Source organism: Mucilaginibacter sp. (genome assembly GCF_041663085.1).
Lineage (GTDB): Bacteria > Bacteroidota > Bacteroidia > Sphingobacteriales > Sphingobacteriaceae > Mucilaginibacter.
The window spans coordinates 1-13,524 of record NZ_JBAZRC010000140.1 but is presented as its reverse complement, the minus strand read 5'-3'; the positions used below and the strand labels follow the sequence as shown (position 1 = coordinate 13,524).

Annotated in this window: 9 protein-coding genes; 8 read left to right on the top strand and 1 reads right to left on the bottom strand. The window is 41.6% G+C overall.

The genetic code is table 11. The annotated features are described in order from the left end of the window. The 4 genes from WC615_RS19195 to WC615_RS19180 form a co-directional block, all read left to right on the top strand. Nucleotides 1–317 (top strand): SDR family NAD(P)-dependent oxidoreductase (locus WC615_RS19195; RefSeq protein WP_372979685.1); only part of this gene is annotated, 317 nt, incomplete at its 5' end. Between the two features lie 114 nt (nucleotides 318–431). Continuing rightward, nucleotides 432–1,289, top strand: a complete 858-nt coding sequence (locus WC615_RS19190; RefSeq protein ID WP_372979684.1) for a fumarylacetoacetate hydrolase family protein — start codon at nucleotides 432–434, stop codon at nucleotides 1,287–1,289. Continuing rightward, nucleotides 1,276–2,106 (top strand): amidohydrolase, encoded by an 831-nt coding sequence (locus tag WC615_RS19185; RefSeq protein ID WP_372979683.1) that lies wholly within the window; start codon nucleotides 1,276–1,278, stop codon nucleotides 2,104–2,106. Before WC615_RS19190 ends, WC615_RS19185 begins: the two co-directional genes overlap by 14 nt. A gap of 31 nt (nucleotides 2,107–2,137) precedes the next feature. Then, complete coding sequence (locus tag WC615_RS19180; protein WP_372979682.1) at nucleotides 2,138–3,787, top strand: tetratricopeptide repeat protein; 1,650 nt, start codon at nucleotides 2,138–2,140, stop codon at nucleotides 3,785–3,787. Between the two features lie 7 nt (nucleotides 3,788–3,794). On the opposite strand, the gene WC615_RS19175 is transcribed toward WC615_RS19180, so the two are convergent. After that, nucleotides 3,795–5,138: an APC family permease gene (locus WC615_RS19175; protein WP_372979681.1), complete on the bottom strand. Its 1,344-nt coding sequence runs from the start codon at nucleotides 5,136–5,138 to the stop codon at nucleotides 3,795–3,797. Nucleotides 5,139–5,330: 192 nt separating this feature from the next. Here WC615_RS19175 and WC615_RS19170 point away from each other — a divergent pair, with 192 nt between their 5' ends. From WC615_RS19170 to WC615_RS19155, 4 genes are all read left to right on the top strand, one after another. Beyond that, nucleotides 5,331–7,091, top strand: coding sequence for a fasciclin domain-containing protein (locus WC615_RS19170; RefSeq protein WP_372979680.1), 1,761 nt, complete (start codon nucleotides 5,331–5,333; stop codon nucleotides 7,089–7,091). A 286-nt stretch (nucleotides 7,092–7,377) separates the two neighbouring features. Then, entirely contained in the window at nucleotides 7,378–8,730 is a 1,353-nt protein-coding gene (locus WC615_RS19165) for an NHL repeat-containing protein (protein ID WP_372979679.1), read from the top strand. 151 nt (nucleotides 8,731–8,881) lie between these two features. Further along, the gene (locus WC615_RS19160; protein WP_372979678.1) at nucleotides 8,882–11,440 is read left to right on the top strand and encodes a hypothetical protein; all 2,559 of its coding nucleotides are present in this window, start codon (nucleotides 8,882–8,884) and stop codon (nucleotides 11,438–11,440) included. A 239-nt stretch (nucleotides 11,441–11,679) separates the two neighbouring features. Then, a partial coding sequence (locus WC615_RS19155; protein ID WP_372979677.1) for a SusC/RagA family TonB-linked outer membrane protein occupies nucleotides 11,680–13,524 on the top strand: 1,845 nt, incomplete at its 3' end.

The following is a 13,524-nucleotide window of genomic DNA, read 5'->3' as shown; positions in this document are numbered from 1 at the left end:
CTTACTCCATGAGTAAGGGTGCTGTGATGGCCATGAGCCTTTCTGTGGCGCGCGATTACCTGGCTGACAACATTCGCTGCAACAGTATATCCCCGGCAAGGGTACATACACCTTTTGTGGATGGGTTTATAGCTAAAAATTACGCAGGCCGCGAGGATGAGATCTTTGAAAAACTATCAAAAAGCCAGCCTATAGGCCGTATGGGCAAACCCGAAGAAGTTGCCGCGCTGGCCTTATACCTGTGCAGCGACGAAGCAGGTTTTATTACCGGTTGCGATTACCCTATTGACGGGGGCTTTATAAAATTGAATAACTAATTTATATTGAATAGAGAATGGTTGATTGGTGAGTGGTTGAATAGTTCGCAGAACTATCAGGTACGGGCACACAATTCAACCACTCACCACTTAACTAATCAACCACTTACTAATATGAAATTGATACGATACGGTGCTGCCGGCAAAGAGAAAACCGGGCTTATTATTGATGATATAAAATACGATACATCAGCCTTTGGCGAAGATTATAACGAAGCCTTTTTTGAGAACGACGGACTGAACAGGTTACAGCAGTTCATCAGCACAAACAAAGGCAACTTAACCAAAATTGCCGATGGCGAACGTCTGGGCAGCCCGGTTGCGCGCCCTTCAAAAATTGTATGTATCGGGTTGAACTACAAAGACCACGCCGAAGAAACCAACGCACCGTTGCCAAAAGAGCCTATCCTGTTCTTTAAATCAACCACCGCTTTAGTTGGCCCGAATGATGATATTATCATCCCTAAAAATTCGGTAAAAACGGATTGGGAAGTGGAACTGGCTGTAGTTATAGGCAAAAAAGCATCGTACGTGGACGAAAGCGAAGCGATGGATTACGTGGCAGGCTACGCGCTGCATAATGATGTATCTGAAAGGGAGTTTCAATTGGAACGTAACGGCACCTGGGATAAAGGCAAAGGCTGCGATACCTTTGCACCGATAGGCCCATTTTTGGCTACCGCCGATGAAATAAAGGATGTACATAACCTGCGCCTTTGGTTAACCCTTAACGGTAAAACCATGCAAGATGGCAGCACCTCAAACCTGATATTTAACATTGCGTACCTCATATCATATACCAGCCAGTTTATGACCTTACTGCCCGGCGATATTATTTCTACCGGTACACCTGCAGGTGTTGGCCTGGGCTTTAAACCGCCGCTTTACTTAAAGCCGGGCGATGTGGTTGAGCTTGGTATTGATGGCTTGGGCGAAGCCCGCCAAGTGCTGAAAGCATATGAGAAAAATTGATAGTCACCAGCATTTTTGGGTTTACGATAAAGAAAGGCATAGCTGGATAGACGATAGTATGCGGGCTTGCCAGCAAGATTTTTTGCCCGCTCACCTGCTACCCATTTTGCAACAGAATGAAATTGAAGGCTGCGTTGCTGTACAGGTAGATCAAACCGAAGCCGACAATGATTTCACGCTTGGCCTTGCCCAAAAGGATAACTTCATTAAAGGTGTTGTAGGCTGGGTTGATTTTTGTGCTGACAATGTTGAAGAGCGCCTGCAGCACTACAGTCAAATAAAACTGATGAAAGGCTTCCGGCATATTCTGCAGGGCGAGCCTGATAATAAATTTATGCTGAACGCAAAGTTTATGTACGGCATAAGCCTGTTAAATAAATACGGGTTTAGTTACGATATCCTGATCAAACCAAACCATTTACCTTATGCCAAAGAACTTGTAGCCGCCTTCCCGGATCAGCGCTTTGTAATAGACCATTTGGCTAAACCATTTATAAAGGCAGGAAAGATTAACAACTGGAAACAAGGTATACAGGCTTTGGCAGCTTATCCAAATGTGTCCTGCAAAGTATCGGGCATGGTTACCGAAGCCGATTGGCATAGCTGGAACCCCGAAGATTTTACGCCATACCTTGATGTTGTTTTCAATGCATTTGGTGTAAGCCGGGTGATGTACGGCTCCGACTGGCCGGTATGTAATGTGGCCGGTGGATATGCGGGCGTATTAAGGGGCATCGAAAATTATATTAGTAAATTAAGCCAAAATGAACAGGAACTTTTTTGGGCAAAGAACGCTATAGACTTTTATAGATTGTAATTATTAGGGATGTTCTGTATCTTCAGGCATTATGACCAAACGCCTTATTACAATACTGCTTATCGTAGGCTTACTTTATTCTCCGGTATTATCATTTTCTGCAAGCAAACATTTAGGTATCGGCTATACAAATGCCTTTTCAAACTTGGGCAGGGAAGTTAAAAAACAACTCAACGGAAAATCGGCTGAATTTAATGAAGCTATTTTAAAAATTGAACAAAAAAAGTTTAATGATGGCTTAATCTTGTTGAATAAATCTTTGGTTAACGCTTTAGCAGTGGGTAGAATAAGTTCTAATTTATCATATCGATATTATGAATTTTTAGATCTGCTAAAAATTTCAGGAACTATTGGCAAAGATGATAAGAAATTAGCCGACGCCTTTATAAACGCTTCATTTACGGACGACGCCGATATGGATGATATATTTAATTCCTATTTTGCCGGCACTATCACAAGTGAATACTCAAGCAGGGTGAAACTATTGGCTTTGGTTGGTGAAAATAATCCCAACTTAACTACCGAATTAAACGCGTTTCTGAGTCGTTACCCTTCTAACTTTTCGGCGAATTTGTTAAAAGCAGATAAATACTTTGCTGAAAAGAAATGGAAAGAAGCAGTGGGTGCATTCACACAATGCGTATCGATAATGCCGCAATACGCTTATGCATATTACATGCGCGGGAGTTGTTATACATTAATGAGCGAAAAATCTATTGATGATTTTGATAAAGCGTTAACATTGCAACCTACTTACTACGAGGCCTTATATGCCCGTGCATCGCAATATCAAAGTCTTGATAAATACCGCGATGCCATTTCAGATTATATGAAATGTTATAAAAAGAAAAAAAACTATTTTCTCGTGACGTATAATCTTTCCCAGTGCTATAAGGAGTTGAAAATGATGGATAGCGCTATGGTTTATGCTGATGAATATATAGCGATAAGCCCTGAAGCCCCTTTAGGCTATTACGGTAAAGCGAATGTTTATTTTGATAAAGAAGAATACTTGAAAGCGGCGGATCTTTTTTCACGATGTATAACTTTGAAACCGCAGGTGCCACGTTACTATATAAGCAGAGGCGAATCTTATTATTTTGCAGATTCAGCATCTTTGGCCATTAAAGATTTTAAAAGAGCATTTGAATTAGGAGATTCTACCGCATATGTTAGCAGGTTAATTGGGGAATGCCTGTATAAGCAAAAGCAGTATGAGGCTTCTATCTCATACTATAAGCAAGCAATCAAGACCGCACCAAATAATGAACTGACATGGGAATCACTAAATTTAACTTATATAAAGCTTAAAAGGTATCCGGAGGCTATCGAGGCCGGGTTAAGGTCGATAAAAATAGATACTGCATATTCTTCAGCGCTTACCAATTTAAGCTGGGCTTATTATTGCGCTGGCGATTATGATAAATGCATCTTTTACTCATACAAATCACTAAACCTTACAAAAACCGCTGTGCCGATGTTTAATATTGCTTTAGCAACGCTTAGAAAAGGGCAGTTTGATAAAGCTAAAAAACTCTATTCGGAATTTGTGAATGATTGTAAGGTTAACAAGATAAAAATAAATGATGGGGCAATTGCCGATCTTAAAGACCTGATTGATCAAAAGTTGATGGTTAACGAATCAAAGTTCATCATCAAAAACATATTCGGAAAAGAATAGGCTTATGCTATTTAACAAGTTTAAACGGCCATTCTTTATTCACCTTTGCTTTGGTGAAATAAACAATGGTGCCTAATGCAATAGCGCTCAATCCGCCCAATACCATGTGGAAGCCGGTTGATATCAAAATGCCCACCCACATGGCTATTGCCAAAAATATAGGCAATGGGAATAACGGCATTTTATAAGGGAAGTTAGTTTCGCTTTTCTTTCGTCGCAACAGATATAAACCTAAAGCCTGTGATATAAACTGGATCAGTATCCGCATGGCCAGTATAGCACTGATCACATCACTTAACTTAAACAGCAGGCTAAACACAAAGGCTATCCCACCCAAAACCAATAGCGATACGTATGGGAAATTGCCTTTTGGGTGCAATTTGGCAAATATTTTAAAAAATGCACCATCCGCAGCGGCTGCATATGGGATGCGGCTATATCCCAAAGTAGCCGAGAATACAGAAGAAAAAGCAACAAGCAGTATTAAACAGGTAACAACCTTTGCCGCCGTATGGCCTGATAGCTTCTCCATAAATTCGCTTACTACAAACTGGCTATCCTTAGCATGCTGCCATGGTATAACGCTAACCACACTCACATTCATCAGCATATAAAGTATGGCAATACCAGCTATTGAAATAAACATACTTTTTGGTATGTTTTTAGAAGGGTTAACAATTTCGCCGCCTAAATGGCAAACATTATAATATCCTAAATAGCTGTAAACACTTTTTACACTTGCAAAACCAATAGCCGCAACAAAGGCGTAATTAACGGTAAGCCCATCATTAATGTGTTTTATGGGGGATAAGAAATTGCCATGTGCCAAACCGCCGGCAATGATCCATATCATGGTGAGTAACACACCCACCCAAAGCACCATGCTTATTTTACCGATAGATTCTATTTTGCGGTAAAGCAATATGATAATACATACAACTACGCTGCCGCTCATTACCCGTTCCTGCGTACGGGTTAGGGGTAACAGGTAAGAAAAGTATTTTGAAAAGCCGATGGCGGCGGATGCGATAACAAGGGGGGCCTGTATCATGGTTTGCCAAACAAATAAAAAGCTCATAAGCCTGCCCGGACCCTTTTTGCCATAGGTTTCTTTCAAAAAATTATACGAGCCACCGGCCATAGGGAAAGCCGCACCAAGTTCGCTCCAAACCATGGCATCAATAAATGACAGTAATGCGCCAGCCAGCCAGGCATATAAAAACCATGGCCCGTTCATCATACTAATTACCATAGGTAAAGTTATGAACGGCCCAATGCCCACCATGTCGGTCATGTTTATCGCGGTGGCTTGCGCCAGGCCCAAACGTCTTGCTAAAGTAGTTTCAGCCATGCAGTTTTTTAAACGAAAGAAATTAATCAGTTAACAGTACAAAAATAACGTTAAGGTGTAATGGTCAAAATTTATTGGGTCAGCGGTTTGTAATGAGTTTTTTAATAGCAATAAATATCTTAAATATACCTGCTTTTGGGTATATATCAGCGGTATAAATAAGCTTAATATTGATCAACTAAACTCCTTACCATGAACAAGATACATCAGCTAACCAAGTGCATTTTAGTACTCATTTGTGTTGCGTTGTTTGCAGCATCATGTAAAAAAAGTGATCCTGTTACCCCAAAACCTGTTGAGCCTGCAAAACCCACTGTTGCAGAGGTTACAACCAGTGTAAATACGGCCCTTGCCGGCAAGGATACGCTAAGCCAGTTTGCAACAATGTTTAAAGCTGCCGGGCTTACCCAGGCAGAGGTAGATGCAGGTGTAACGGTTTTTGCGCCATCTAACAAGGCTTATATGCTAAAAACAACAAGCATAAAAAAAGTAACCGCGAGTACTGACGTGTACCTGCCCGATTCTTCGGTAGTGAAAGATTACATCGTACCGGGTAAGGTAGATATAACCAAAACAACCAGTGGTACAATCTTTACAGCGCTTAGCGGTAAAAAACTGGTTTTAACCAAAGTGGGCGATAAATGGCTTTTGAATGGTGTTTTCTTAAATATAACTGTACTATCAACTGGTGATAACGCTGTGGTATTTAGCCTTGCCGGGTTACTTAACACCAGTACCTTGCCGCATATTACAGGCGTAGCTGATGTTAAAACCTTCCCGGGCTGGCTGTTAACCATATACGGAGCTAATTTAGGCCTTACTGCAGATAAAAATGTAGTTAAAGTTGATGGCATTGTAGCCACTGTACACAGCGCCAGTCCAGATTCATTAATAATATCAGTACCGCAAGGCGTACAAGCAGGCCTTTTAACTATTGATACCAAAGGGCGCACCATAACTGCCCCACAAAATTTAACCGTACAAAAAGCTAATGTTACAACTATTGCAGGTACCGGCGGCGGCCCTGTACAAGGTGTTGCGCTTGATGCGGCTGATAATGTTTACTGGACAGATAATTACTATAGCGGTAATACTTCAGCGGCCAGGCTTGCAAAATACAGCGCGGGGCAGATCTCGTACTACAGACCTACATTCCCGAACCCTAACGGGGATGGTAGAAATATCCCTGTTTTAAATAGTAAAACCACATTATGGGCCATTGCTGCAAACAGCCAGGCTCAAATATATTTTGCATCGCAGGCAAGCCCGGATACGTCAGGTTATAGAGGGATATTCCGTATAAATGCAGCCACCCCAACAAGTGCCGAGTGGTGGACCGGTTTTGGGGTAAGCGCTACTGCCACCACTAAAGATAATCTTTGGGTGCATACATCGGCTATAACCTTTGATAAGCAGGATAATTTATATATATACAATGGAGGGAATGTGCAACGTATTACACCGGCAGGAGCGGTAAGCATTGTGATAGATGCGATTGCATTTAAATCTGCCGAGCCATCTGTTCAAACGGTATCATCATACGGCATCGCACTTTCAGGTTCAACAACCTATGTGTCTGATGCAACAAACGGCCGGGTTTGGGTAAAAGATAATAGCGGGTTAAAGGTATTGGCCGGTAACAACACCCATGTTGCAAAAGATGGTGTAGGCACAGCCGCACAGTTTGGCGCACCATTTGGCATTGTGCTTGATAAAAAGGGTAACCTGTATGTTTGCGATAATGACTACGGCACCTCGAAGTTTATTATACGTATGATAAACCCGCGTGGTGTGGTTACCACCATTGCAGGTGGTGCCGGTGCGGGAGCCGATATTGATGGTATTGGCGCAGCAGCCGGATTTAATGGGGTAAATGCAATTGCAGTTGACAGTAAAGGTGTGCTTTATGTTGGTACAGATGCAGGTACTATCAGGAAAATAACTTTTCAATAGTAGTAGAAATAGTAATTAAGTATGGCCCCGGCATAACGCCGGGGCTTTTTTGTTTTAAAGCATTTTGATCCGAAGCCAGTTTAATCGGCACATTTACAGTACCTACCGATACATTCTTGTATATACTGTTACAAACCGCGTTATTTAGCCGTATTGCTATTGTAACATGCTTGTTTCTTTAACATTAATTAACATAAACAGCTTTACATCTTAATATAATAACATTCAAATTAGTCCCCAAATCCTACACCTGCTTTTACTGTTAACACTCTTTACCTCAATTTACATGAAACTTAAAATTACTCAGATCAATTTATTACTGCTATTGGTGGTTGCTACGCTCGGCGCCTGCGTTAAAGGTTCGTCGGTAACCGTTAGCCTGCCGGAACTTGTAACCAACGATGTTATTATCGACCCAACAGCTACTATAGCCTGGACGGGCGGCTTAATAACCAATAATGTAGCCGTATCGGCTTATGGTGTTTGCTATAGTACAACTAACAGCGAGCCTACTATTGCCGATAGTAAAACAACAGATAAGGTGAATGTATTTTCATACAGCAGCAAGCTTAAAGGGCTGGCTTTAAATACGGTGTATTATGTAAGGGCTTACGCAACCAATTCGGTAGGTAATACTGGTTATGGTAATGTAGTACAGTTTAAAACGGGCAGCGGTACACCCGGAGTTTACGGAACGGTAAGCACCGTGGCCGGATCTGCCGAAGGGTATGAAAACAATACAGGCACAGCAGCCTTATTTAACCGCCCAACTTCACTTGCAACGGATGCTGCAGGTAATATGTACGTTTCAGATTCTTATAATTCAGTTATCCGGAAAATAACACCACAGGGTGTGACAACCACAATTGCAGGTACGGGCACCTTTGGATACATGGATGGTCCGGCCGCTTCAGCACAGTTTTATGTGCCATCGGGCCTGGTAATTGATGCCGCCGGGAATATTTTTGTAGCAGACCTGGGTAATAATATCATCAGGAAAATAACACCTGGCGGTGTTGTAAGTACTTTTGTAGGAAATGGTTCATCCGGATCTGCCGATGGCACCGGTACCGCGGCAACATTTAGCGGCCCTAGCGGTATTGCTATAGGCGCCGATGGGAATTTTTATGTTACGGATAGCAATAACAATATTATCAGGAGAGTAACCCCTGCCGGTGTTGTTACCACGGTTGCGGGTAGCCGCGTGGGTAGCTACATAAATGGTATTGGTACTGCCGCTACTTTTAACAAACCCACAGGGATAACATTTGATGCTGCCGGTAATATGTACGTTGCCGAAGCTGCAAACAACGCGATCAGAAAAATAACAAAGGATTATGTAGTAACCACCTTTGCAGGTGGTGTAGATACTGCTGCACTTAAACTGGGCAGCCCGCAGGACCTGAGAGTTGATGCCAACAATAACTTTTACATTACAGATGCTGCCGGCCGTATCCTTAAAATAAGCAAGGACAGGATAGTAACCACGCTGGCGGGCAAGACCGGTGCAACAGGCACCGTAGATGGAGACGGTAGTACAGCCCTGTTTAATGGGCCTAAAGGTATCGCGTTAGACCCGCAGGGAAATATATTTATTGCCGATTATAATAACAACCGTATACGAAAGGTTATTCAGTAAAACACATGCTAAAACTAAAAAGCCGCGATAAGCGGCTTTTTTTATGACTAGTTGTGTGAAACAAACCTTAATTTCATGTAAATTATTAAGTAAAAAAAAGTATAATTTTGTCAGCGTCCCATACATCTGTATTTGATGGTTACTTGCATAAATGATAAGAAAAGATAAAATTTTATTGCTGTTGCCCCAGGCATATAAAATAGTGTTTCTTTTAGTGATGTTGCTTCCTGCTGTTAAAGGTAAAGCACAAGGGTTACAATTTAATTCAAACGACAGCTTAATGAGCCAACGCACCTCATATGTCGTTTTTGCTAATGAAGCGCCTACGTTTAATGACCATCTATCCATCAATTTTGACCTGTCTTTATGGGACAACGACCATCTGGGTTATGTATTTAACATTACCGATACCAAAAGCAATTCATACAGCTTAACTTATATTTATAACTATAATGGGTCGCCTACTTTAAACTTTAACATCGACAGTAAAAGCAATAAGATAGAGATACCGCTTAGCCTTGCCCAGCTAAAAAAACGTAAATGGATAAAAATCAGGGCCGATATTGATCTGAAGAAGAATACTGTAGCATTTTTAGTGAATGGCAAATGGTATAGGGCCCGCGATTTTGGATTTGAAGGCAGCATAACACCAAAGATCACCTTCGGTAAAAACCCTCACTATTCTGATGTGCCAAAAATGGCAGTCAAAAACCTGATTATTAATGATGACAGCAAAAGCTATTCCTTCCCATTAAATGAATGGAAAGGGAAAAATGTGCATACTGCCGATGGGGATATAATAGGGGCTGTAGACCATCCTGTATGGCTTATCAATGAATCTTATTTTTGGACACCAAAGTTTGAAAGGCACTTTAATGAAGTAGCCGGGTTAAACTTTGATGTAAACCAGCAGGCCGTGTTTATGTACAAAACAGATTCGCTGATAGTTTATAACGTGCAGGGGGGGAGCACAACAACCAAAGCTTATAAAAATAAACTGCCTGTTAAGCTTTTGCTTGGTAAAAGCATCATTAACAATAAGCAAAATAAGTGTTATGTGTACGAGGTGCAACCACCCGATTCGTCACACAGTATTGCAGCGCTTGATTTGAACACCCTGGAGTGGCAGCATATTGGCAAAGGGTTTATAAAGGAGCAAAGGCACCATCACAATATCTTTTTTGATAAAGATCAGGCTAACATCTACCTTTTTGGCGGGTACGGGTCATTCTCTTACCATAAAGATTTTTTTAAGTATGAACAGGCCACAGATAAATGGGAAAAGATTGCCTTTACAGGCGATACGATAACCCCACGGTTTTTTTCGGGCAGCAGCCAGGCCGATGAGAATAATGACGTGTACATATTTGGTGGTTATGGTAATCAATCGGGTAACCAAATAGTGGGCGGCACGCATTTTTATGATTTGTACAGGGTTAATTTAACCAAGCATACCATAAAAAAGTGCTGGGAAATAAGCCCTAACGAAGAACCGTTTGTGTCGGCAAATAACCTGGTTATATCAAAGGATAAAAAATATTTCTACGCTTTATGCTACCCGCACGAAAAACCAAAAACAAGTTTACGGTTATATAAGTTCTCCATTAAAGATGGTTCATATGAAGTAGTGAGTGGTACCATCCCGGTTGCATCAGAGCGGATTGAAAGTGATTTTAATTTGTTTTACAACCCTACACAGGATGCATTTTTTTGTACCGCACAGGAGTTTACATCTCCTTCGCAATCTACCGTAAAGATCTATGCGCTTACCGGCACCCCTGTAAGCCAGCAGGCGTATTTAAATTCCCAGCAGCCAGATAAACCAAAGTTTAACAATACTTACAAGTATCTTATCGCGCTGATAATATTTGCGTGTGGTACTGTATGGTATTTTGTAAGAAGAAGAAAACGGAAAGCCAATACAACTACTATTGATGATGAAGTAGGCACCGATTTTTATACTCCGAAAAAAGAGGCTGATAAAAAACCTAATGCGGTTTACCTGCTTGGCGAATTTACGGTGTTTAATAAAAATAGCAGGGATATTACTTACCTGTTTAGCCCTAAGATAAAGCAGTTGTTTATCCTGATTTTGCTAAACAGCAAAGATGAGCAGGGGGTTGTTTCCAAAAAAATATCAACAACCTTATGGCCGGATAAGGAGGTGGTAAAAACAAAAAACATAAAAGGGGTTACTATTAATCACCTCAGGAGTATAATTGCTGACATTGATGGCATAGAGCTTACCTTTTTAAACGATACTTACAGCTTTAAACTAAGTGATACCTTTTTCTGCGATTACTTTTTAGTAACCGATGACATAGCAAATGTGCATCGCCATTATAAAACTGCCGAACAATTCATAACCGAAAATTTCGACTTGTTTGCACGTGGTGGTTTGTTACAACAGGTGCCCGAAACCTGGTTGGACGATATCAAGTTAAATTTTGAAGAAGCCCTTGCCCGGGTGATCTTGCCCGAGCTGCAAAAAATTTATGATGGCGGCGATCATAAGAAAGCGCTCGAAATATCGCGCGTAATATTGAGCATAGATCCGTTTAATGACGGCGCTTTAAAATACAAGTTGAAATCGCTCCGCAGGATCAAGGGGATAGATTATGCCAAAAAGGTTTATGATGAATTTGTGGCCGAGTATCACAAATCATTAGGGGGTGAATACCCTGTTCCCTTCGAAAAGATCTGTAAGTAATTCTTTTTCAGGGATTATATAAGTAAATAATATCCGTTACAGATAATCTATTTCCTTAAAAAAAGGGTTAAAATTACTCGGTTAATGAATTTTTAACTGTGTTAACCCCTTTTTTAACCCGTATTTTAATACACCCCCATCTATACTTGTGTGCCGGTTAAAACCAAATGCATTAAGGGCTAACCATTCCTGTGCATAACGCCGGTGTTATTATAAACCAATATTAAACCAATTTACCTATGGATGAAATTTTTACCTATTGTGGTGAATGCCGTGGCATTTACTACGGTGTAAAAATGAAAAAGGCAGTGCAGTTTTGCATTACGTCGTTTTTGTTTTTATTGATGTGCAGTTCAGCCTTTGCACAAAGCAAACCAATTACGGGAACCGTATCTGATGATGCCGGCACCCTACCCGGGGTTACCGTGAAAATTAAAGGCTCGGATGTTGGTACGGTAACCGATATTAACGGGAAATACTCGCTAAATGCGGCCTTGGGCCAAACGCTTGTATTTTCGTTTGTTGGTTACGCAAACCAGGAAGTAACCATTGCTACCCAGCAAACCGTTAACATTAAGTTAGCGCAAAACTCATCATCATTAAACGAGGTGGTGGTAGTAGGTTATGGTACGCAAAAGAAAGCTACCGTTACCGGGGCTATTGCTTCCGTAAGCAACAGCGAAATTGTTAACACCAAAAACGAGAACGTTTTAAACTCGTTAACCGGTAAAGTAGCCGGTTTGCGCATTGTTCAAAACAGCTCAGAGCCGGGATCATTCGATAGTTCGTTTGATATCCGTGGTTTTGGCACCCCGCTGGTGGTGATAGATGGTATCCCCCGCGATAACATTACCCGCCTTGACCCTAGCGACATCGAAAGTGTATCGGTACTGAAAGATGCATCGGCTGCCATTTATGGTGTGCGCGCAGCAAACGGTGTAATATTAGTTACCACTAAAAAAGGTAAGAAAGGCGCGCTTGAACTTAACTACTCGGGCACGTACGGTTTTGAAGTGCCATCGGGCTTACCAAAAGCAGTAGGCGCTATCGATTTCATGACCCTTGTTAACGAGCAGGCGCTGCATAAGGTTAACGGCGGCCAGGTTACCTATTCGCCGGCCGACTTTGACGCCTTCAGGAACGGCACAAGGGTAAGCACAGATTGGTACACACCGGTTATAAAGAACCGTGTGCCGCAATCGCAGCATAACTTAAACGCTATGGGCGGTAACGAAAATACCAACTACTTTATTAGCGCCGGTATTACAAACCAGGCCGGTTTTTTACGCAGCGACGATTTGAACTATAAACGATATAACCTGCGCTCAAACTTATCTACCAGGATAAATAAGAACCTAACGGTTGATCTGAACCTGAACGGTACCATGGATCAGAAGAACCAACCTTACCAGGACGCCTGGTGGATCATCAGATCGTTCTGGAGGCAGGTGCCTACCCAAACCATATATGCCAACAATAACCCCGATTACCTGAATAACGGGCAGGTTGATGGTACCAACCCAATAGCCCTTGCCGATGCCGATGTAAACGGCTATAAAGTATTTAATAACAAGTGGTTTCAATCGCAGTTGTCTGCAACGTATGCAGTGCCGTTTGTGCCGGGTTTAAGTGCAAAAGGAATGTTTAGTTACGATTATTACAGCTCAAGTAACCGTATCTACCAAAAAGCATACAACCTGTATAACTATGATGCGGGTAAAGATGCTTATGGGGCTGTGCCTAACCAAACACCGGCTACCTTCCGCAGGGAGTTTTTTGAAAGACCGGGTACTTTAACGCAATTTTCACTTAACTATGACCATACTTTTGGTAACCACAGTTTTACAGGGTTATTACTTTACGAAGAAAGCAACCGCCAGCAGGATAACTTTTATGCCCAGCGCGAACTTTCTTTAGGTGTTGACCAATTATTTGCAGGTAGTGCCTTAAACCAGGTTGGGTCGGCTAATCCCGGCGATATTTACAACTATGTAAATAAATCTATAGTAGGCCGTGTTAATTATAACTACAAATCAAAATACCTTGCCGAGTTCAGCTTCAGGGAAGATGGTTCTTCGAGGTTT